Origin of the sequence: Capnocytophaga gingivalis ATCC 33624, from assembly GCF_000174755.1 — a bacterium.
Lineage (GTDB): Bacteria > Bacteroidota > Bacteroidia > Flavobacteriales > Flavobacteriaceae > Capnocytophaga > Capnocytophaga gingivalis.
On sequence record NZ_ACLQ01000011.1, the window covers coordinates 42,963 to 65,208 of the forward strand.

Sequence of the window (22,246 nt, forward strand, 5' to 3'; positions counted from 1 at the left end):
AAGTTTTTCATGTCTTAGACATATCAATCATTTAAAATATAATATAGACCATATTATTATCTTATTAGATATTTTAATCTATGTAAGGAATTTCAAATTTAACAAAACACTAGTGAAATCAACAGCTCTATAAAAGTGATCTCAATATCACATATCCCAAAAACTCAAAAATTTCACCTATCATAACATTTTTTTATAGTTAGTAACTCTATCTAAGCCCCTACAAATATAGTGTATCCAAAAAATGCTAAAATTTTATTTATCATGATTTCTACTATTTATAATTAATGTGTATTTTATATTTCTCTATTTCATCTGCTAATCGACTCATTACTATTCCTATCACAGCTATATCATCCGTATAACCTATTGGAAATAAAAAGTCAGGTAATAAATCCACAGGAGAAGCTACATAAAGAATTGCACCACCTATAGCTGCTAAAGTAGCTTTAGACAAACGATATTTACCACTTATACCATCCTTGAACATTCTTAATATCAGTTTAAAATCTGCTATTCGTGTTCCTAAATTCTTCACTTTCCCTTCTGCTTCTTTTACTTTAGAAGAAGAAACTTCTTTATTAGAGTATTCCTCCAATAAGGTGTTTAATTTTTCTGTATTCATAATTATTATCTTTTACTGATGCAAAGGTATAAACATTTTTTTATAGATCTGTGCAGCCTATCTGCACAGATCTAATTAGTTATATATTATATTGATTTACAGAATCTTGTATAATATTTTTTATTTTATCTCTTAAAGATCTTGGCTCAATAACGGTCATTCCCATTCCAAAAGATAATATAATAGATATTAATTCTGGATTTTGTTTCACCTTTAATCTTAGCTCATCCCCTTTAATTTTCTGAGAAGGATGTAAAGGCTTTGTTATTACATAAGGAATTGTTTTTTCATCCAATTTTATTAAGATATCTTCCTCTCCTCTATCTTCATAGTTTGTAACACCTATTATTTCTTCAAAATATTCCTCAAAGTTGATAGTATTTTTTACAAAAGTTCCTTTTATGGTTCTTATAGAAACTATTCTATCTAATGCCAAATTCTTTAATTTATCTGAAATATGTTCTCGCCCAAATAAAAACCACCGATTATTATATTGCTTTAAATAATAAGGTGATATCTTTATTTTATTTTCTTCTTTTTGGAAAGGTTTGTAAGTGATTTCTAAGCATTTTTCTTTTAGGATATAATGATACAATTTATGGAGATATTCTATACCTATTAAATAATTATTATCTTGAAAGTCTATAATTTTTTTCTGAGAAGTTATTTCTAAAAACAACTCCATCTTAGAAACAACTTCTTCTACCCAATTAAATCCCTCCATATCTTTCATACGTAATAGAAGAGGTAACGCTTCTCTTATAGTTTCCTTGTCTGAGTTACTAAGTTCTTTTTTAAAAATAGAGAAATCAGAATCTCTATATCGATAATATGATTTCCTTTTATCTTTTTCATCCTTAATACTTTCTATTGGAGCATTATATCCCTCTCTACTTTTCATAAACTTAATATCATCAAGAATAGTACGTTTTGAAATACTCTCTTTTTTCCCTTTTTGTGATAACTTTTCTTCACATGTGTATATCAAATCTTCAATGTAGTATCTTTCATCTATATTTGCAAAACACTCATCTAATATTTTATAGCGCAATTGGGCGTTTTTATTGGTGGCCATCTTTTTTAAGGGTTAATGATTAATGGTTAATTTTTCACTGGTCACTTTTTCACATACCACCGACCACACATATCCCTCCCAAAAGAAGCTTTGTACCTCGTACGCTTTATCCCCTTCAGGGTGAGTGATGAGGGCTTGTTGGCGCGGAGCAAGAGGCTCAAAATAGGGTACTTGCAAGTCCTCATAGAAGCGAACTGAGGGCAGGTCGGTGACCTTGTATAGGGCTTCCTTGATCGTCCATAGTTGGGTATAGGCCTGTATCTGGGTAAGCTCGTCCATATCAGAGGGAGCTTGCCAAGGAGTAAAGTGGGGGGCAAGGCGAAGGATACGGGGGGTACAGCGCTCTATGTCTATCCCTATGGGGTGTGGGCTTAGGGCAATCATCACAAAATTGTGGCTATGAGAGATAGAGATATATTGCCCCTCGAGCTGCGGCTTACCCTCCGAGGTATAGTAAAGAGCTGTGGTAGGCAATTGCGCCTCTCGCAAGAGGTGACGAATGGCTAAAAACTCCCGTTGTTTCTTCTCGCTATGGAGCGTCATGAGCCGCTCTTCCTCTCCTTGAGAGAGGGTGAGACCTACCCTAAGCTGCGCTACCGTCTCGGTAAGTTGCCATGTATAAACATAAGTATCGGTTATATGGAGTTGCTGAAAAAAAGGCATCTATTTTGTAATTAGGGCGGTGATAAACTGGTAATCGTCTTCGTTATTTACAAAATCCATATAGGATACATCTATAAAAAGGGTATTCAGTGAGGTATTGCGCTGCAAAAAAGAAAGATAACTCTGCTCAATACGTTCCAAATAGGCCTTGGAGATAGGAGTTTCAAAACTTCGCCCTCTCTTCTGTATATTTTTCAGTAGAGAATCGGTATTCTGGTGTAGATAAATATACAAATCAGGCTTTATCATTCGCTCAAAAAGCAAATAAAACAACTCTTCATAGAGATTATATTCCTTGAGAGGCAGTGTCTCCATCGCAAAGATAAGTGACTTAGAGAAAGCATAATCGGCTACCCAGAGTGTATGTTTGTTCTGAGAAAGAGTCTGCTGGAGTTGTTTGTAACGATCCTTGAGAAAACTTAGTTCCGTAGCCAAAGCATAGCGCTGTGAATCTTTGTAAAAATCCTCCAAGAAAGGGTTGGAGGCAAACTCCTCTAAAAGAAGTTGTCCCGAGAAATCTTCTGCCAAGCGGGTTGCCAAGGAAGTCTTCCCTGCCCCAATATTGCCCTCTACTGTAATATAATGGTAGGGAATATTTGCCTTGTTCACGGGTAGGGAAAAGTCCTGCGCTACCACTGTAAGAGTAGCAGTATCTGGGCAACCTTGTAATAGTTGGGTTATTGTTTGTCGCGCATTAGGGTCTACAAAATCAGGAGCGATATCAGCCAAGGGCTGTAAGACAAAGCGTCTTAGAGCAAGATGAGGGTGTGGTACACAAAGGGTATCGGTATGTAGGAGGGTATCTCCATAATAGAGTATATCAATATCCAAGGTGCGTGCCTTATATCCTTGCTCAGGGGAGGAGCTGCGAACACGTCCCAAACGAGCTTCTATAGCATGAAGCTTAGGCAAGAGCGCTTCCAAAGGAAGGGTCGTATGTAGCTGGGCACAGATATTGTAAAAAGGAGTAGAACTGAACCCCCAAGCAGGAGACTCATACAAAGGTGATATGCTCACCACCTCCCCTACCTCTCGATGAAGTAAGAAAAGAGCATGCTTAAGATATTGAGCTCGGTTGCCAAGATTACTACCTAAAGAAAGGAAAAGCACTTTTTTAATGATTAATGATTAATGGTTAGTGATTAATGATTAATGGTTTAATGATTAATAGTCAATGATTAGACTGTTTTCTGTTCTCTGTTCTCTGCTCTCTGTTCTCTGTTCACTGTTCTCTGCTCTCTACCTTAAATCATTCCCCTTGCTTTGAGTTCCAAGTATTTGTTGATACTCTGGAGGGTGAGTTCTTGGGGTCGAGTGAGTATACATTGGATACCATGGCGGGTGAGCTCTTGTACAATAAGGCGTTTTTCAAAAGAGAATTTCTCAGCGATGACCTTATCATATACCTCTTGGATATGTTCCGAGGGCTTGTGTAGCATCTGTTCCAATTCTGTATTCTGAAAAAATATCACCACTAAAAGATGCTTTTTGGCAATGGCCTTTAGGAAAGGTAACTGACGGTAGAGGCTATTAGGCGTCTCAAAATTGGTATAGAGCATAAGCAAGCTGCGTTGCTTAATAGTATTATTGATATCCGAATAGAGCCTACTAAAATCTGTTTCTTTGAAATCAGTCTCTATGCGGTAGAGTGTCTCCATGATCCGCTCCATCTGGGAGGCCTTGCGATCGGCTACTACCCTATCTTCTACCTTCTTGGAGAAAGTAAAAATACCTGCCTTATCTTGTTTTTTGATAATGATATTGGTCAGTGCCAAGGAAGTATTGATCGCATAATCCAAGAGGGAAAGCCCCTCAAAGGGCATATACATACTTCGTCCCTTATCAATCAATGTATATACATGCTGAGACTTCTCATCTTGGTACTGGTTGACCATCAGTTGCCCTCGCTTGGAGGAAGCTTTCCAGTTGATCGTACGTATATCATCTCCTTGTACATAGTCTCGTATATGCTCAAACTCCATAGTATGCCCTATCTTGCGAATCTTTTTGATCCCATAGTCAAAAAGGCGCTGGGAGAAAGCGATAAGCTCAAACTTCTTCATCTGAATAAAAGAAGGATACGTAGCCACCATAGCATTCTCACAAGAAATATAACGCTTCATGAAAAGACGCATAGGTGTATATACAAAAGCATTGAGCTTTCCAAAATTATATTCTCCACGTTCAGTAGGGCGCAGGTAGTACTGCATGCACTTCTCTTGCCCTGCTTTGAAGAAAAAAGTATACTCAAAATTGCGCTTTTGGAACTGAAAAGGAATCTCATCAATAAGCTGAATATATACCGGAAAGGAATAGAGATTCTTAATGTATACCTCTATTAGGTTCTCATCACTATTGGAAAGGCGCTCAGGGAGTTGCCGCTGGGCAGTGACCCCCTTTCGTGTGGTGAATACCAACAGAAAATCAATCAGACACAGCGAGGCAAAGCCAAAGAGAGCCAATTGTACCAAGGGGAAGAGCATCCTAAAGAAAAACGAAAGGACAAAAAGCCCCACCAGGCACAGCAGCCCTATGAAAAAGCCCGTATGTAAGTATATTCTTCTCATCGAGGTATGGCAACACTTTCTATGATTTGTTGTATAATCTGCTCAGAATGGACTCCTTCCATTTCCTTCTCTGGAGCGAGTATCACCCTATGTCCCAGTACTGGGTAAGCCGCCTGCTTGATATCCTCAGGGGTTACGAAATCACGACCTGCAAGAGCAGCAAAGCCTTTGGAGGCATTGAGCATTGCCAAGGAAGCACGTGGAGATGCTCCCAAATAAAGGAAACTATTTTCACGGGTATTCTGGGTAATCTTAGCAATATACTCTATCAGCTGAGGTTCTATAAGTATATTTTTGACCAAGGCTTGGTAGTGTACCAGACTTTCCGCTGAGAGCACTTTCTCTACTACGGCTGTTTTGTCTTTAGCTTTAGCCTCATGTTCACGGGTAATAATCTGTATTTCATCCTCCAGAGTAGGATAATCTATGACTATCTTGAAGAGGAAACGGTCTAGCTGTGCTTCAGGGAGACGGTAGGTACCTTCCTGTTCCACAGGGTTTTGAGTTGCTATGACCAAGAAAGGTGGTTGCATAGAAAAGCGCAAACCATCAATGGTGATTTGTCTCTCTTCCATAACCTCAAAAAGAGCTGCTTGGGTCTTGGCTGGAGCACGGTTGATCTCGTCGATAAGGATTAGGTTCGAGAAGATAGGTCCCTTCTTGAACTCAAATTCTGATTTCTTAAGGTCAAAGACGGAAGTCCCCAGCACATCCGAAGGCATAAGGTCTGGGGTAAACTGTATACGGCTAAAACCAATATCCAACGCCTTGGAAAGGAGCTTTACTGTAATGGTTTTGGCAATCCCTGGCACCCCTTCCAGAAGGACATGCCCGTTGCTCAGTAGGGCTACCAGCAGGTAGTCTATCATTCTCTCTTGTCCCACGATTACCTTTTTCAGCTGGGAACGTACCTGGTTTAATTGACTTTGCAGCTGCCCAAGGTCTAAGCGGGAAGCAAATTCTAATTTATTATTCTCGTCCATAGTATATTTTTAGGGTTTCCAAAATTCGTCTATCCATTTGTCCATTTGGGTAAGGGTTTCCTCTTGGGCTTGTTGGGTTTGTCTAAAGTGTACAATTGTTTGTACGATATTCTCTACCAAAGTTTTATCTTTACCCGATTTGTTATACAGCTTTTGGGCAAAATCTTCGTTGATCTGTTGTGTATCCATATAATAGCGTTGTCTTACCTGATCCAAGAAGTAAGTGATTTTCTTCTGTACCATATCCGTAGCATTGCCCTCTTGGTAGTAGAGCGAGCTGACACTCTGAGCAAACTCTACGGTGGTGTTCTTAGGTTTTTCTATCACAGGAATAATACGCTGCTGTCGCTTGCCCTTGAAAAGCAAATAGAGTAAAAATCCTAAGAGTAATAACCACCAAGCGATCCTTAGTTGAGGTTGGCTCATGATAAAGAGTAAAGCATCAGAAGAACTTACTCTATCTTGTGTAGGAGTGGCAAACCATACCGTAGGCCTGTCCTTAGGTAGGTAAGAGAGTATCGTAGCTGCATAGTCACGCACTTGTGGATCCTTCTTGAGATAATAATTGGTAAAAGCAATCGGGGGTCCAGCATGAATATAGAGCTTCCCTTTGCCATGTGATACCTCTACAAAGTTGATTTTCTTCCTTAGCTCCTTTTTGGTTTTTCCTTCTTCATAGAAATACATATAGCCCAAGGCCTTATCCCTATTCTTGTCAAGATTCGTAAAATAATTGACTTCAAGGAAAGTTTGTTTGAGTTCAATAGGCACTTTCTTATCAAAAGAAGGACTATTAAGCTGCATCTGTAAGTCCTCTGCTCTATATTTGTCTTCTGTTTTTATCTCCAATGAGTCGGTAAGAGAGGCAAAATCATTCAAGAAAAGCACCTGACTACCTCTCTCTACCTCAGCAAGCAATTTTCTTAGAGACACCTTATCTATAGATCCTACCGTAAAGATATAGTTATAAGGTTCTTCTTTCTCTTCTTTTACGGACAAATACTCATAAGGTGTATAGTATGATTCCTGTATTACCTTTTTAGTGAAAAAATGCTTGAGTTCCTTTCCAAAGATATAGAGCCCATAGGGCTGCTTACTCTCTGGGTCAAAAGTCCATTGCCAATCCCGCTTTCTATTGGAGGGGGAAAAGACTGTCAGGGACATGATAAGGACAACGACACCCAAAAAAATCAAGTAATTACGTATCGACTTTCCCATTTACTTTGCTTTTTGAGTGTTTATATAATTCTGATAATCAGCCTTTGCCTCTTGGTACTGTGCATCACTAATAAGAAATTCCCCATACCATATGTAGTTATAGAGCTTGGATAGATAGACAAATCGCTCCTTCTGTACAGGATCTTTGATTTCTCTCTCATAGTCCGAATTGGTTTTTTTCGGATCCCATTCTATCTGTTTCTTATCGGAAAGTACCTTAAGCAACCATAAGTAGTATAGGCGAATGCTTTGTCGTGTATCATTCTGTTTTTCAGCATTCTGTATCAATACAGAGAAATCTGTCTGATGCAAGTGCTTCTCTACTTCTTCCATAGAAATATTGGAGAGCTTCTCAGAGCTTCTATCCGTCAGCCAGCGACCTTTGTTTTTGAGAATCCAGCGACCAAAGAAGAAGAGAGAGACTAAAAAGAGAATCGCCCCTAGCATACGGAGGATTTCTCTCATACCCATACCATTTGCTCCTTTTCCATAAATAAACTCCAATATCCTGGTTATCAACTTGATAAAAGCTTTCCACATCCCTGAAAGAAAAGCCTCATTCCTGCCCGAGGTCTCAGAATAATCAAAAGCAGAGGAATCATAGCTATGAGGTACTCCATGAAAAGAGCGCAAGGATTCAGGTCGCTCACGGCTGATAGGAATCTGATAAGTAAGGCTGTCCTTTCCCCTGAGTGCAAGCGAATCGGCTTGTGCATAGAGCGGTACTCCTATACTAAAAAAGTATAAGAGTCCCCCATAAGCTATTATTTTCCATTTATTCTTCCACATTCTTACCAATAAGATCTATATCATCGGTATGTTGATCTTCTTTTTCTCCTAAGTGAATAAGTATTTGCTGGAACAGAGACAGATTAAGAGATACAAAAATAACTGTAACGACAATAAGCAGTAGTACAAAGACCAATATAGCCGTTCCTAACCCTGGTTCAAAACCTGATACAGCCAGTGTCAGAAAGTAGACAATTATAGGAATAATTGCCCCCGCTGACATAATAATACCACAAATAAAATTCATGACAAAAGTAGCTCCAAACTTATCCCAAAAACGCTCCCTAAGCTGGTTTACCACCTTGCCCAAGGCTTGGAAATAATCTTCCCTATCCTTGATATAGACCAACATGGTTTGTTGCATAAAGAGGAATAATAGAGTGCTGAGAAAGTAATTTACCAATTGTAATAAGAGTGGAGCATCTTCTAAAATTGATACCAATCCAAAGAATACCAATAGATAAGGGATCCATATTACAAAAATAGAAATAAACCCAAAAAGAAAAGCTCTAGGCATCATTTTTTTGATACTCTCCAACAGCTCTTGCGAGGCAATATCTGTCCGATTAGGATTTTTCTCCAAGAGCTCTGTATAGGCAATAGGAAAACAAAACACAAAAAGAAACAAGAAAAATACTATAACCAGCATCAGTAGCACCAACAGTAGGGAAGTGCCAATCCCTCCAAACAAAGATGGCAAAAAGAATACCATTACAGTAAAAAGAATACCTACGGAAACTATTGCTGCTCCATTGATTACCAGATAATTAGAAAAATAATTACCCGCATACTTTCTAAAAAAAGTAAAGGTGTCACTAATGAGGTCACCAAATTTTCTCTTTTTGTAAAAAACAAAATCGTTCATGGTTTTAAATATTTATTTTTTGTATGTTTTACTATAGGATAGACTAGGAAATAAAAGGAAATCACAGAAAGACTTCCCAATATAATCAACATATTGAGCCACAGGGGCATCTGGTTATAATAACGAGTAATAAAGCCCTCAATAAATCCGGCAGCAATAAAGAAAGGCACCGTACCCAAGAGCAAAGATACCCCCTCGCGAAAAGCGACCTTGAAGGAGAGCAAGCGAGAATAGGTCTTAGGAAAGAGTATCCCCCCTGTAAGGATAAAACCTGAGGCAATCGCTATCACAATACTGAATATCTCCATAGCCCCATGTAGCCATATGGCTCTGACACTTAGAAATAACAGCCCTTTTTCATAAAAAAAATACTGGAAGGAACCGAGCATTACTCCATTGTTCAAAGCAATGAAAAAAGTCATTACTCCTGCAGTAATTCCATAGATAAAACAAAGAAAAGCCACCCTTATATTATTAAGAGTAATTCCTATAAAACCTCCCCAATTACTTCCATCACCATACACTCCCATAGGATTTCCCTTTTCGATATTCTCCAAGGTTTGATTCACATAGTAGTCCCCTAAGATTGCCCTAATGTATCGGGGCATATATTGTGCTGAGAGTACACCTATCAATACAAAGAAAAAGAAAAGGATAAAACTAAAATAAATCAGCTTGCGATACTTATAGGCAAGCATAGGAACATAGTCGGTGAAAAAAAATTTTAATCTATTTTTGTCAATACGCTTGGTTTTGTAAATTTTTTGGTATATTTGCGTGACCAAAAAATTGAGGTAGATGGTAGTGTTACTCCTTGGGTAGTAGGTCTGTGCAAAGGACAAGTCGCCCAATAGCTGGATGTAATTATCCGCCATTTGGTCGGGGGAAATAGTCTGCCCTTTGTTAAGGATGGCCTCCACTTCCAACCATTTGTCTTTGTTTTGTTCGATAAAGGCTACTTCTCTCATACAGGGTGCTAAATTAATGAAAATATGTCAAAGATACAAATAAAAACCACACAAAATATTTTGCTGGCTTTCCAGCCAGCTTCTATTGGGGAGCGTATGGCAGCCTTTGCTATTGACTTTGTTCTTATAATGGGATATGGTTTTTTGGCCAACAAAGCCTTTATGGAAATTTCTCCTCTTTCGTCTTTTTCTTTGGAGGAAGGGATAGCTATCTATTCCCTACTGATGTTACCAGCTGCCTTCTACCCCTTAGTGGCTGAATCCCTCATGCAAGGACAGACTATAGGCAAGCGAATAATGAAAATCCGAGTGCTGAAGATTGATGGATATCAGGCCTCTTTTGCTGATTTTTTTATTCGCTGGGCCTTTGGCTTGTTCGAGTTGGATCTTTTTATAGGCTCTATAGGGATCATTAGCATCATTTCGACCCAACATTCTCAACGCTTGGGCGATATAGCTGCAGGGACAGCCGTGATCACCGAGCGCAACAAGCTCAATATCTCTCACACTATCTTGGAGGAACTCTCCCTTGCTTATCAACCTCTTTTCAGTCAGACCGAGGTACTGCTCTTCTCTGACCGCGATGTGCAGACCATCAAGAACTACTTTACGCAAGCTCTCAAGAGCAAAAATGGAGAGGCTATCATACAGCGCTTAGCCGACAAAATTACCGAGGTTTCCAAGCGAGAACATACCATCTATCCTCAGAAAACAGCCTTTATCCAGCAATTCCTCAAGGATTATAACTTCTATACAAGAGGGTAAGAGAATGAAGAGTGGAAAGTGAAGAGTAAAGTCGCGTGAGCGAGTATGTGACCAGCGAGTGCCCACAGCTGGGTATGTGGTGAAGAGTGAAAAGCTAATTTAAAAATATTCTAAATAATTTGCTGTATCAAATTTTTATTTGTATTTTTGCGGCGTATTCATATATTAAAATAATTCGATATGAAAAAAATGTTTTTAATGGCCTCTGTTGCCTTAATGGTGGCTTCTTGTGGGGATAACAAAAAGCCTGAAGAGTCTGCACAGACTACAGAACAAGGAGCGGTAAGTCAAGATACTCCTGCGGCAAGCCAAGATACAGAAGCCGTGAATGTTGCCTTAGAAGGTACTGACCAGATGACTTTCAATATCAAGGAAATCAAAGCCAAGGCTGGACAAACCATCAATGTCACCCTTAAGCATGTAGGAAATATGCCTAAGGATAAAATGGGACACAACTTTGTTCTCCTCAAAAAAGGAGTAGATGTAGCTGCCTTTGGAATGGAAGCTATGAAAGCAGGATTGGACAAAGATTATATCCCTAATGATGGTGCTGATGTGATTGCTCATACCAAGCTCCTCGGAGGTGGAGAAACAGACACTATTTCTTTCAAAGCTCCTGAGCCAGGTACTTATGAGTATATTTGTTCTTATCCTGGACACTTTTCTCTTATGAGAGGTGTTCTCATCGTAGAATAAATTTCTTCGAACTATCATTGTAAAGCGTTAGAGGTTACTCCCTTGGGAGTAACCTCTATTATTTTACCTCTACCCAGAAGAGCTTCTCCTCTTGCAGGAGGGCTATCCAAGTAGTCTCTCCTTCGAGAGGGTAGAAGATACTCTCAAGGGGAATAGCAAGCAGATCCCCCGTGCGAAGAGTTACCCTCTGAGAGACCATACTTAGCCCTAAAGGCACCTTTGGCAGGATATCTTGCAAAGCGATTGACTGAAAAGGGATATTATTCTTAGAAAATATAATGGTCATTTCTTTTTCTAAAGAGCTCTTTTCTATGAAATTACCCACTATCATTGCCCCATCAAAACTGGTTGCTTCCTCCCAAGGAAGACCTTCTGCTTGGAGCTCCTGCCACCGATCATAAGCCGTAAGAGAAAGCCCAACAGAAACCTGCTCGTAATACTTAGAGGCAAATCTCTCAGAGATGCATTTGCCCTGCTTACTAATCTTTGCCAAAAGAACTAACTGCCCTCTAAGATCTGTTGTAAAATCAGGGATATAGAGTGGCAATTCCCGATTATGCACGGCTGTATCTGGCTTTATGTAAAAGACAGGTTCCCCTGAAGAGGGAAAGTGTATATGTACTATTTTCACTAAAAAACTTTTTTTATCGTTATAAAATCCGTATTTTTGCCCTTTATTTCAAAGATATGCGCATCATCTCAGGCAGCCATCGCGGCAAGCAACTCATTGCTCCTAAGAACCTTCCGGTACGTCCTACAACAGACTTTGCGAAGGAGTCTCTTTTTAACATTCTAAACAATTACTTCTACTTAGATAGTATCAAAGTGCTTGACCTTTTTGCTGGGACGGGCAATATCAGCTATGAGTTTGGCAGTCGTGGTTGTCCTGATATCACAGCTGTAGACAGCCATGCTGGCTGCGTACAGTATATCCATAAGACAGCCGCAGCACTCTCCTACCCTATTGAGGTAATCAAAAGTGATGCTTTTACCTTCTTGGAGCGAAACCTAAGTTCTTACGATGTCATCTTTGCTGACCCTCCCTATGACCTTCCCGAGCAAGACTTAGAGCGATTGGTATCTTTGGTATTCGAGCGCAATCTCCTTGCCCCAGACGGGCTACTCATTATAGAACACTCAGCTAAAATATCTATGGAAGAGAATCCATACTTTGACCATGATAGGCGCTATGGAGGAACTGCCTTTAGCCTTTTTAATAATGTTTAATGGTATTGATCATTATATTAAGTATTTGATTGCAATGACCAATCCTAAGTGCATGCCCTCATGGGTATTGTTGAAGTAGATAGCATCTTCCACACAGCGGAGGGGATAGTTCAGTCCTGTGAGGTAATCTGTATAGGTGGTAAAAATCCCTTTTTGGTAGTCCTCTTCCATCTGCTCTTGGGTTGAGATTAAGAGCTTCTTGAGGGTATCCACCTCTTCTTGGGTAGGGATATGACCATCGGGTACTGTTCCCTTGCGATAGGCTGCAATGAAATCCTCCGATACATACATAGGTAGCCCACTGTTATAATAACAATACAACTGCTGTGTAACGATGGCATGAGAGATATTCCAAAGTAGGTTATTGCGGAATCCCTCGGGAATCACGGCCAATTGCTCCAAGGAAAAACCTTCTAAATATTGCAGATAGCGCTCCCTGATACACTTATGTAGTGCAAAAACGGTTTTGTCTAATTTCATATTTTATCTATTAGTTTTGTAATAATTGCTTGATAATCAGAGGGAAAGTTCGATACTCCACCTCATGAATCTTCTGAGCGAGGGACTCGGGGGTATCCTCAGGGGAAATGGGAACACACTCTTGAAAAATAATAGCTCCCTCATCGTAGTGCTCATTGACGTAATGAATCGTAATTCCACTCTCCTTCTCTTGGGCAGCAATCACAGCCTCGTGTACATACATACCATACATGCCTTTCCCTCCATACTTAGGCAACAGAGAAGGATGTATATTGACTATTTTGTTAGGAAAACGCGCAATGATATTCTCTGGGCACTTCCACAAGAAACCTGCCAAGACGATCAAATCCGGCTGTTCGCGCTCAAGAAGCTCCAATATATAGGTAGATTCATAGAAATCCTTTCTATCAAAAATCATACAAGGGATTCCCAAGCGTTCTGCACGACCTATCACCCCTGCCTTGGGGTTATTGGTAAGAATAAAAGAGACTTCAGCCAAGGCATTTTCCTTAAAATAAGTTACAATCCTCTCCGCATTAGAGCCATTACCAGAGGCCAATAGAATGAGTTTTTTCATCACACAGAAATTTCTGCAAAGTACGCATTTTTTTTCGGAATAACCAAGAAAAATAAGTTCTTTTTCTTACCTTTGCTCCCTGAAAACAACGGATAATAACACACTATGAAGAAGGCTCTTTTTCCAGGCTCTTTTGACCCTATAACCTTGGGGCACTATGACATTATCTGCCGAGCTACAGCCCTTTTCGATGAGATTGTAGTTGCAGTAGGTGAGAATGCAGACAAGCGCTATATGTTCACCACAGAGGAGCGCATGGCTTTTATAGAAAAGGCTTTTGCAGGAAATGAAAAAGTAAAAGTAGTGAGCTACCAAGGTCTTACGGTAGATTTTTGTAAGAAGCTGGATATTCCATTTATTCTCAGAGGATTACGCAACCCAGCTGATTTCGAATTTGAGCGTGCCATCGCCCATACCAACCGAGATTTGGCTGGAGTAGAGACCCTTTTTCTGCTTACAGCGGTACAGACCTCGCACATCTCTTCCTCCATTGTGCGGGATGTGATACGCAACCGAGGTGACTATACCCTTCTTGTCCCTGAGAGTGTGCGCATTGAGAACATAGAAAAATACTATATACACTGATGACTTACTTAGAAACAATAGACTGGCTCTGGGCACATCTGCCTATGTATCAAGAAAAAGGACGCGCTGCCTTCCGAGGCAAATTGGACAATATACTTCTTCTGTGTGACCACTTGGGCAACCCACAAGAGCACTTTCCCTGCCTACATATAGCGGGTACCAACGGCAAAGGTTCATCCTCTCATGCCCTTGCCTCTGTACTACAGGAAGCTGGCTACAAAGTAGGACTATATACCTCGCCTCACTTGAAGGATTTTCGCGAACGTATCAAAATCAATGGAGTAGATATCCCTGAGGAAGCTGTGGTTCACTTTGTAGAAGAAAATAAGGAATATATGGAGGGTGAAGACCTTTCCTTCTTTGAGGTTACTGTGGGCATGGCCTTTGATTACTTTGCCCGTGAGAGAGTGGATATAGCGGTAATAGAAGTAGGATTAGGCGGCAGATTGGATTCGACCAATATCATCACCCCTATAGTCTCCCTCATCACCAATATAGGCAAAGATCATACTGAGATTTTGGGCAATACTTTAGAGGAAATTGCCCGAGAAAAGGCAGGAATCATCAAGCGACAGATACCGGTGGTTATCAGTGAGTTTCACCCACTTACCGCTCCTGTATTCAAGCAAGTAGCTTTAGAGAAGGAAAGCGAAATCTACTTTGCCAACTCCCTTGAGGTGCCCTATACTATGGATCTGAAAGGGGGATATCAGGCGAAAAATATCAAGGGAATTGTACAGACCCTGCGTGTGTTACAGCAAAAAGGTTGGAAGATTACAGAGGAACATATCGAAAAAGGACTCTCCCATATCGTGGCTAATACTCACCTTATGGGGCGCTGGCAGCTCTTGGGAGAAGCCCCTAAGACAATATGCGATACAGCTCATAATGCTCATGGATTTACAGAAATTCTCTCCCAACTGCAGCAAGAGAAATACGACACTCTACATATGGTACTGGGATTTGTCAAGGAAAAAGACCTAAGCTCTATCCTACCCATGTTACCGAAGAATGCACGTTATTATTTCTGTAAACCACAGATAGATAGAGGCTTGGATGCTACTGTGCTACAAGAAAAAGCACGAGAGTATGGCATTGAGGGAGTTGTATTCTCCTCGGTCAAGGAAGCGCTTACCAAGGCACAGCAAGAGGCCAAAGTCACAGACTTTGTCTATGTAGGAGGGAGCACCTTTGTCGTTGCAGAAGTTGTGTAAATACGCTCAGATTTTCTTGGTAGAAATAATCTTGACAGGGCATGCTTTTTGGGCATTTTCACAAGCCTCAAAGATGCTATCATCATGTGATTTGAGGGTGAAAAAGCCCTTTTTTTTCAGTCGAACGCAACAGGACAGTCTTTCCGTCCTTTTTGCTCATCTGGAATTGCTCTGGAGCCATCTCCACGCAATAATTACAACCTATACACTTATCTCTTTGTAATGTTACTATGACCACAAGAATAATGATTAATAGTTAATGTTCAATGATTAATAGTTAATGTTGCTTGTATGCATAGGCGAGTAAATTGAGGTTTGTCCTTACACCTCTTCTCTCCCACATACTCCCTTATGCGACTTTACTATTACCCTATTGCCTAAATTAGATTATGATAGAAATAAACGATACTCTAATCTCGGAGGAGATTATAGAAAAAGATTTTGTCTGCAACTTAGATGCATGCAAGGGTGCTTGCTGCGTGGAGGGGGATGCCGGAGCTCCTGTAGAGCAGGAGGAAGTAGCTATCCTCGAACGTATCTACCCTAAGGTGGCTCCCTTTTTAAGTGCAGCAGGACGCCAAGCAATTGAGGCACAAGGCACAGCCATCCGAGGGATCGATGGTGAATGGGAGACCCCACTGATTGGAGGAGGCGAATGCGCCTATGTCGTCAGAGATGAAAAGGGAATCGTCCTTTGTGGGATAGAGCAAGCCTATCGCGAGGGTGTAATAGACTGGAAAAAGCCTATCTCCTGCCATCTCTACCCAATTCGTCTGAAACAATACAGCTCCTTTGTAGCGGTAAACTATGATCGCTGGAGTATCTGTAAAGATGCCTGTGTACTGGGACGCAAACTCCAAGTACCTATCTACCAGTTTGTCAAAGAAGCACTAATCCGTAAGTTTGGAGAGGAATGGTATGAACAGTTGGAAGCAGCTGCAAAAATAATCAATGATTAATGACTACTATCCTCTGGCTACTGAGCACTAACAACTGAAATCAGGATTCCACTGCTGAGGATATTTTGGGTTTTTGTCTCGGTAATACTCTCGTATTTCATCAATAATGCTCTCTTTTGAGCGTGTCTGCAAATCAGTAAAGGGAATGGTTTTCCCTATAAAAATTGTCTTCTTTTTGAAATCTCCAGCACCTAATACAATAGGCACTTGGGCGGTAAGTGCCATATGGTAGAAGCCCATACGCCATTTGTCCACTCTGGAACGGGTGCCTTCAGGAGTTACGACCAAACTAAAATCTTCCTTTTTGAACTGCTCAGTGACAAACTCAACTAAATGGTTCCGCTGGGAGCGGTTAATCCCTATACCTCCTAACTTACGAACAAGCCATCCATACCATGCCTTAGTATGAGCGTCCTTAATGATGAGCTTGATGGGCTTATCCAACTTCCAATAGGCCAATATTCCCAAGACAAACTCCCAATTGGAAGTGTGGGGAGCCACGACTAACACACAGCGATTGAGCACCTTATCCTCTCCTTCTAATACTACTTTCCAGCCTGTAATCCATAGGAAAAAAGCTCCTATCCATTTCTTTATTTTCATATGGTGATTTTAGAGGGCAAATATACAATTTTTAATTGTTAATTATCAATTGCTAATTGTTAATTTAGTCAACAGAGGTCATTGAAAAATGAAAAGTGAAAAATGAAAAACGAAGAGTGAGCAGAGGTTCTCTATATTGGTATGAGGGTTGTTGCGTCCTGTTGTAGGGGCGATTTGCAAATCGCCCTATACTGGTGCATGCGACAGTAAGCAGTAAACGGTGGGCAGAGGATATGGGGAGTTGTAACAATAAAAAGAGACCTTCCATTACTGGAAGGTCTCTTTTCAGTTATTGTTATTCCCTTCTTTAAGGATTAATCAGTGATCATTAATCATTAATCATTGAACATTAATCACTACCTATAAAGGGTGAAGTGGCCTTTGAAGGTACGGCTGTCATCTGGCTCGTTCAGACGAAGTACATACCAGTAATCTCCCGTTGGAAGTGGTTCGCCTCCGTAGGTACCATCCCACTCTTGACGGTTGTTCAAGGTCGCTATCTGGCGGCCGTAGCGGTCATAGATGATCGTTTCGGCATGTGGATAGCTGGCCAAGTTCAACGGTGCCCATGTGTCATACTCGCCATCTCCATTCGGTGTGAAGTAGTTCGGTATCACCACATCCATATATTCCTTATAGATAAATACTGAATGAGCACATACCTGCTTGCCTCCATTCTCTTGCTTGAGCTCGCCCTTGCTGTCCTCTACATATACACGGACTTTCTTCTCTACCTTGCCTGTGGCTGGGTTCACCTCTTCATAATCCGTCTTCTGTACGTAGTAAACTACCTCATCTCCTGCCTTCACATCGTCCACCTTCTGTACATAGTGCGCCTTAACCTCTTCTCCTGTGTGGTATTGAGCTCCACTAAAGTATACCGTATAGCGCTCTTTACCTCCCTCTACTTTCACTTTTACTAAGTTAAGGTCGTTGGCGATACTCTGGTTGGTGATCTTGATCGGTGGATAGTACTCAATATTGAGTTCTCTCACTTCCTGACACAATGGCGGATCACTCATCGCTGGGTTATCCTTATTGAAATAGTACAAGTGCAATTCGTATTTGTTCAAGCCTTCTTGCAACGGACGTACCGCATTGAGCTGTGCAAGTAGCGATGCATGGGCTATCTTGTACATATTGTGCGTATTATCAGTTCCTGTAGGCGTAGTTCCATTGAACTCATATCGCTGGATTGGGGATCCACCCTGGGTGGTAATCGCATATCGCAAGCGGTTTATCGCTCCTCCTGAACTTGGGTTGATTACCAAGTATGGAGTCGTTACCGATACATATACATCGTAAGTAGCTTCGGCAGCTGTGTCACTATTAGGACCTGAACCATCCACTACCAAGACCTTGTTGTTCTCACTGATATCCGCATTACACTGATAGTGTTGTGTGATCACTCCTTTGAGGTCTACCCCTTCTATGATCTCAAACTCTTTCTTCTGGCTACAACCCTTAGCGTCTTTCACCACCAAGAGGTATTTACCAGCCTTAAGACCTTGTATCTTGAATGGTGTAGCTTCTCTCTCTCCTGTACCTCGCTTAGAAGTGCTTTCTCCGTTTTCGAAGAATACCTCCCAGCTATACTGAGGATTTCCTCCCTTGAGTACATACTCTATCTCTCCATTGGCTTCGCCCTTACATCCTACATGGGTGATGCTATTCTGAGTGATCAGTATCGGTGTAGGTGCGATGATCGCTGTATTGACTACCTCATAGATACATCCATATTCTGTATCTTTCACTCCTACCGTGTAAGAGCCTACAGAAAGGTCCTTGAACTGGTTGTTCGTACCCTGCCATCTGTAAGAGCCATCGGCTTGTTTAAGTCCATATTCGTACTTACCTGAGCCTCCCTGAGCTACTACCTCGAAGGAACCATCAGCGCCATCGTGACAGCTTACGCTAGTGATCTTATCTGCCTGCGCCTTAAGCGGTGTCTTTGGAGCTACCAGAATCGGTGCAGAGTCTTTTCTACATTCTCCATGACCTGCTACCTTATGGATTACAGAGATTACATAGCTCTTAGTTGTATTGGTCTGAAGATCCACATCCAACTCAAAGCGGGTATTGTTATGAGCTACTCCATCGAGCAAGTAACGTACATTAAGCGCTGCTGATGCAGGTTCTACACTGGCCTCTACCACATACTTAATCACATTGTTCACACACTCGTACTTACCTTCGCTGAGCTTGAGGGTCACCTCTGAGCCCGCTTCTATGGTAAGGGTTGCTTCGGCTTGACAGCCATTCTTATCTCTTATCTTGATGGTATGGTCGCCAGGGGCTAAGCCATCTATGAGGGTACCATTACCATCACTATGGTATTCAACCCATGTAGTGCCTCCATCCTTAGAGTATTCGTATACCTTATCATTGCCCACTGTTCTTAGTGGTGTTCCTCCAATCACTCGCAAGTAAGCCTTTCCGTCATTGCTTCCAGCACAGCTTTCGTGCTCTACCGTATCCATACGTACTGTTACGCTTAGCGGATCCGGTTCGGTGATGGTAAACTCTATAATATCGGTTCCAAGTGGTGTAGGTTGACCTTTCTCCTTAATCTCATTAGGACGACAACCATTTTCATCCTGTACAATCACATAGTACTTACCTGGAGCTAAGCCTTCGAACTTACCACCATTGTCCAAGAAGCGGTCTAAGCGAGGACTAATCGCATAGGTAAGCTTTCTCTGAGTACCATCAAGTTTGGTCTGACCTGAAGTTGTAGTGATCTCGATAGAACCATCATGATCTCCGTTACAAGTCACCTGTTTCACTTCGTATTCTACCGTGTACTTGGTTTCTTGTTTTATCGGTACTTGAACTACCTTAGGAATACATACTCCCACGGCTTGGCTAATCTCTACGCTATAGTCATCAGAGGCATCAAGTCCTTCAAATACTCCTTGTGCATTCGGATTCGGTGTAGATAAGCCTGGTACAACACTTCCATTTCTCTTAAGGGTAAAGACATAAGGCTCATCGTTCTTACCTCCTGTAGCTGTTACCACAATCTTACCATAAGAGCTACCATAGCACTTGAGGCTTGTCACACTCTTATCATTATCTATAGCGCCATCTATCGGATTCACTTTGGCTACATGTACCTCGTTGGATTCTCCTTCGCAAGCACCTGTACCTCCACCGTTATCCATTACCTTAGCATAGTATACTCTATCCGAGCTTACTGGTGTAGTTACTGCTGCGGCAAAGACAGCCGTTACTCCTGTCTGGTAAGCTCCCGTAATAGTTGGGGTTACTGGCACTAAAGTACCTGGACGACCTGCACTAATGTCATAGAGTTCTACCTTATAAGTACCTCTTGTAGGATTCATATTCGGTCTGCCCTCTATCTGTACGGTGATGTCACCTGCTGTATTACAGCCTGGGTACTTAGTCAATTCCGCTCTGGCAATGATTGTACCTGGGTCATTGACTGTTACAGGTTGTGAATCAACCTTGTCATCGGCACAAAGCATATCCGAGGTGATTCTGATAAAGTACTTACCAGCTCCTAAACCAGAGAAGGTTACCGTACCACGAGTGGTTGGGTTATCATCTGGCAAGATTCTACCTAAGGATCTTTCTGTGGTCGCATCGAACAACTCGTAAGACAAGCGTCCTTCTATCAACGTTGGTGTAGATCCTGAAGGTGATGGTGTGGTAGCTGTTACACTACCTCCTATTACCCCAGTGAGCTTAATCTCTCCATCCTGAGAGCCTACACAGCTTGGTATCTTGGTCGCTGTTGGTGCATTCGGTGCTTGTAGCTGCATAGATGGACCATGGTAAGGCACAAAGGTAAAGCTATCCAATTTCCTTGTACATCCGCGTGAGTCTCTCACTTCTATATAGTGGGTACCCACCCCTACGGTAAAGGTCATCTGATCGGTGAAGCTACCTGCATTACCATCGGTTACTACTCGGTATTGGTATGGTGCTCCCCAACCTCCTGTCGGAGCTGAGGTAACCCCTATCTGAGCATCGTTCTGAGCTTCTCCATTACAGTAAGTCATATAGCGCAATACCTTGCTCACTGCATTGATATTCTGTGGACGGGTAGCTGTAAGCTGCGCCGCTGTCTTACACTGTGTACCCACTACAGTTACCTCAGTCTCAAAAGTTATCGCAGTACCCTGTGGTACATCTCCTACAGGTATATGTACGGTCATCTGGTCTGAAGCTCCATGCCCTGTCTGGGTACCATAGGTAGTTCCTCCTGACTTCTTCACAAACCAAGTATATCCTCCAGTACCTATTTCCCCTTCTACTTCTACTCTGAAGGTTACACCAACTGTACCTGGAGCAGGTGAAGCAGTATCTCCACAGATTCCTGCCGTTACAAAGAAGTTCACTCGTGGTGCTTTAGCCTTCTCTACTCTATATCCACTTGGTACCACAAAAGTACATCCTGTATCCTTATCGGTCAAGGTAATCTCATAATCGGCACTTTCTTCGGCGATCTGAGGGAAGGTAATCGTACCTACCCCTGTACCCCCTATCTGAGCAGTACCCGCTGTTCTGGCAGCTGAGTCATAGCCTGCTACCTCAGTAGGAGCTCCTGCTCCGGTCATCTTTCTTATATATACATTGTATCCTCCTGTATTTGAACCATTCGTACGGGTCACTGTCATGGTCACCTGTTCCGTACCCGTTGGCTGACAGCTCATCTGTTGGGTACGATGGAAGGTTGCCCCTGTGATCTTTTGTAGTGTCTTAACAGTTCCTACGAATGAACCTGGAATAGCCAATACACATCCGTTCGCATCCGTTACTTTTACTACTATCGTATAATCCACATCCTTAGCAGGAAGGTCTATAGTGGCATTCGCTGTGTACACTGTAGGTCCTGGGTAAGGTGCTGGAGGTGTAGTAGAGGTTACTGTCTGAGTAAGGATTACATTACCTGCCTCATAAATCTCTACCTTATAAGGTGCAGTACCTCCCTTAATATTGAGGTAGAGCTGTGCATTGGACTGCTTAGGCGTTACCCCATAGGAAGTGGCAGCACCACAACCTGCCTGAACAATCTCTATACCTGGGTTGGCAGGTGGGTTGGCATCAAAGGCTGGGATAGGACGTTCTGTTATCTGAACTACCCCTCCAGAGAAGCCTGTAACATCCTGACCACAACTACCATTGGCTGAGCTCTTCACTCTGAGCTGGTAGTAACCCGCCTTAAGTCCTGTTACCTTATAGCGAACTGTACTTGTAGTACGCTCTATGATGTCTCCATCACCTACTGTACCTGATCCTATAAATGAACTTGCAGCTCCTGTCGTACTGTAGTATAACTCATATACAAAGGATACATTCTCTCTTCCTGTGGTAATGGTACGGGTAAACTCAAAGCTACCAGTAGTACCTCCTGGGGTACA

21 protein-coding genes and 1 pseudogene are annotated in these 22,246 nt (G+C 41.7%); 6 read left to right on the forward strand and 16 right to left on the reverse strand.

Annotation, left to right across the window (positions count from 1 at the left end; genetic code table 11):
• Positions 1-274: 274 nt before the first annotated feature.
• The 10 genes from CAPGI0001_RS04180 to CAPGI0001_RS04225 all read right to left on the reverse strand — a co-directional run bounded on the left by CAPGI0001_RS04180 (position 275) and on the right by CAPGI0001_RS04225 (position 9,753).
• Entirely contained in the window at positions 275-625 is a 351-nt protein-coding gene (locus tag CAPGI0001_RS04180; RefSeq protein ID WP_002666944.1) for a YkvA family protein, read from the reverse strand.
• A gap of 79 nt (positions 626-704) precedes the next feature.
• Complete coding sequence (locus CAPGI0001_RS04185; RefSeq protein WP_002667054.1) at positions 705-1,700, reverse strand: helix-turn-helix transcriptional regulator; 996 nt, start codon at positions 1,698-1,700, stop codon at positions 705-707.
• A 12-nt stretch (positions 1,701-1,712) separates the two neighbouring features.
• Complete coding sequence (locus tag CAPGI0001_RS04190) at positions 1,713-2,363, reverse strand: 4'-phosphopantetheinyl transferase family protein (RefSeq protein WP_002667038.1); 651 nt, start codon at positions 2,361-2,363, stop codon at positions 1,713-1,715.
• Entirely contained in the window at positions 2,364-3,473 is a 1,110-nt protein-coding gene (gene folK / locus CAPGI0001_RS04195) for a 2-amino-4-hydroxy-6-hydroxymethyldihydropteridine diphosphokinase (RefSeq protein WP_002666954.1), read from the reverse strand.
• A 134-nt stretch (positions 3,474-3,607) separates the two neighbouring features.
• Complete coding sequence (locus tag CAPGI0001_RS04200) at positions 3,608-4,930, reverse strand: DUF58 domain-containing protein (protein ID WP_002666979.1); 1,323 nt, start codon at positions 4,928-4,930, stop codon at positions 3,608-3,610.
• Positions 4,927-5,913 carry an AAA family ATPase gene (locus tag CAPGI0001_RS04205; protein ID WP_002667019.1) on the reverse strand — a complete coding sequence of 329 codons (987 nt, stop codon included), beginning with the start codon at positions 5,911-5,913 and terminating at the stop codon, positions 4,927-4,929. The genes CAPGI0001_RS04200 and CAPGI0001_RS04205 overlap by 4 nt, the downstream gene beginning before the upstream one ends.
• A 9-nt stretch (positions 5,914-5,922) precedes the next feature.
• A complete protein-coding gene (locus CAPGI0001_RS04210; protein WP_002666974.1) occupies positions 5,923-7,131 on the reverse strand; it encodes a hypothetical protein in 1,209 nt (402 codons plus the stop codon).
• A complete protein-coding gene (locus CAPGI0001_RS04215) occupies positions 7,132-7,920 on the reverse strand; it encodes a DUF4129 domain-containing protein (RefSeq protein WP_002667053.1) in 789 nt (262 codons plus the stop codon).
• Positions 7,907-8,785 carry a hypothetical protein gene (locus CAPGI0001_RS04220; protein WP_002667036.1) on the reverse strand — a complete coding sequence of 293 codons (879 nt, stop codon included), beginning with the start codon at positions 8,783-8,785 and terminating at the stop codon, positions 7,907-7,909. Before CAPGI0001_RS04220 ends, CAPGI0001_RS04215 begins: the two co-directional genes overlap by 14 nt.
• The gene (locus CAPGI0001_RS04225) at positions 8,782-9,753 is read right to left on the reverse strand and encodes a stage II sporulation protein M (protein WP_002667024.1); all 972 of its coding nucleotides are present in this window, start codon (positions 9,751-9,753) and stop codon (positions 8,782-8,784) included. The genes CAPGI0001_RS04220 and CAPGI0001_RS04225 overlap by 4 nt, the downstream gene beginning before the upstream one ends.
• Before the next feature lie 24 nt (positions 9,754-9,777).
• Between CAPGI0001_RS04225 and CAPGI0001_RS04230 the strand changes: the two genes are divergently transcribed.
• The gene (locus CAPGI0001_RS04230) at positions 9,778-10,518 is read left to right on the forward strand and encodes an RDD family protein (protein ID WP_002666982.1); all 741 of its coding nucleotides are present in this window, start codon (positions 9,778-9,780) and stop codon (positions 10,516-10,518) included.
• A gap of 180 nt (positions 10,519-10,698) precedes the next feature.
• Positions 10,699-11,214, forward strand: coding sequence for an azurin (azu, locus tag CAPGI0001_RS04235; RefSeq protein ID WP_232781107.1), 516 nt, complete (start codon positions 10,699-10,701; stop codon positions 11,212-11,214).
• A gap of 58 nt (positions 11,215-11,272) precedes the next feature.
• Here azu and CAPGI0001_RS04240 read toward each other — a convergent pair whose 3' ends face one another.
• Positions 11,273-11,845: a fumarylacetoacetate hydrolase family protein gene (locus CAPGI0001_RS04240; RefSeq protein ID WP_002666940.1), complete on the reverse strand. Its 573-nt coding sequence runs from the start codon at positions 11,843-11,845 to the stop codon at positions 11,273-11,275.
• A 56-nt stretch (positions 11,846-11,901) separates the two neighbouring features.
• Here CAPGI0001_RS04240 and CAPGI0001_RS04245 point away from each other — a divergent pair, with 56 nt between their 5' ends.
• On the forward strand, positions 11,902-12,441 hold the full coding sequence (locus CAPGI0001_RS04245; RefSeq protein WP_002666999.1) for an RsmD family RNA methyltransferase: 540 nt from the start codon (positions 11,902-11,904) through the stop codon (positions 12,439-12,441).
• A gap of 12 nt (positions 12,442-12,453) precedes the next feature.
• On the opposite strand, the gene CAPGI0001_RS04250 is transcribed toward CAPGI0001_RS04245, so the two are convergent.
• Together CAPGI0001_RS04250 and purN are read right to left on the reverse strand one after the other, a co-directional pair.
• Positions 12,454-12,921: a DinB family protein gene (locus CAPGI0001_RS04250; protein ID WP_002666966.1), complete on the reverse strand. Its 468-nt coding sequence runs from the start codon at positions 12,919-12,921 to the stop codon at positions 12,454-12,456.
• A 10-nt stretch (positions 12,922-12,931) separates the two neighbouring features.
• A complete protein-coding gene (gene purN, locus CAPGI0001_RS04255) occupies positions 12,932-13,498 on the reverse strand; it encodes a phosphoribosylglycinamide formyltransferase (protein WP_002666938.1) in 567 nt (188 codons plus the stop codon).
• Positions 13,499-13,603: 105 nt separating this feature from the next.
• On the opposite strand from purN, the gene coaD reads away from it, so the two are divergent.
• Complete coding sequence (coaD, locus tag CAPGI0001_RS04260) at positions 13,604-14,083, forward strand: pantetheine-phosphate adenylyltransferase (RefSeq protein ID WP_002667017.1); 480 nt, start codon at positions 13,604-13,606, stop codon at positions 14,081-14,083.
• Positions 14,083-15,297: a bifunctional folylpolyglutamate synthase/dihydrofolate synthase gene (locus tag CAPGI0001_RS04265; RefSeq protein WP_002667046.1), complete on the forward strand. Its 1,215-nt coding sequence runs from the start codon at positions 14,083-14,085 to the stop codon at positions 15,295-15,297. Before coaD ends, CAPGI0001_RS04265 begins: the two co-directional genes overlap by 1 nt.
• Positions 15,298-15,303: 6 nt before the next feature.
• Here the strand turns inward: CAPGI0001_RS04265 and CAPGI0001_RS12725 are convergent.
• Positions 15,304-15,535 (reverse strand): annotated as a pseudogene (locus CAPGI0001_RS12725) (ferredoxin).
• Between the two features lie 151 nt (positions 15,536-15,686).
• Here CAPGI0001_RS12725 and CAPGI0001_RS04270 point away from each other — a divergent pair.
• Entirely contained in the window at positions 15,687-16,256 is a 570-nt protein-coding gene (locus tag CAPGI0001_RS04270) for a DUF3109 family protein (RefSeq protein ID WP_002666993.1), read from the forward strand.
• 27 nt (positions 16,257-16,283) lie between these two features.
• Here the strand turns inward: CAPGI0001_RS04270 and CAPGI0001_RS04275 are convergent, their stop codons facing one another.
• Both CAPGI0001_RS04275 and CAPGI0001_RS04280 read right to left on the reverse strand, forming a co-directional pair.
• Entirely contained in the window at positions 16,284-16,859 is a 576-nt protein-coding gene (locus CAPGI0001_RS04275) for a 1-acyl-sn-glycerol-3-phosphate acyltransferase (RefSeq protein ID WP_002667035.1), read from the reverse strand.
• Positions 16,860-17,215: 356 nt separating this feature from the next.
• On the reverse strand, positions 17,216-22,246 hold a 5,031-nt coding region (locus tag CAPGI0001_RS04280; protein WP_002666950.1), incomplete at its 5' end, for a T9SS type B sorting domain-containing protein.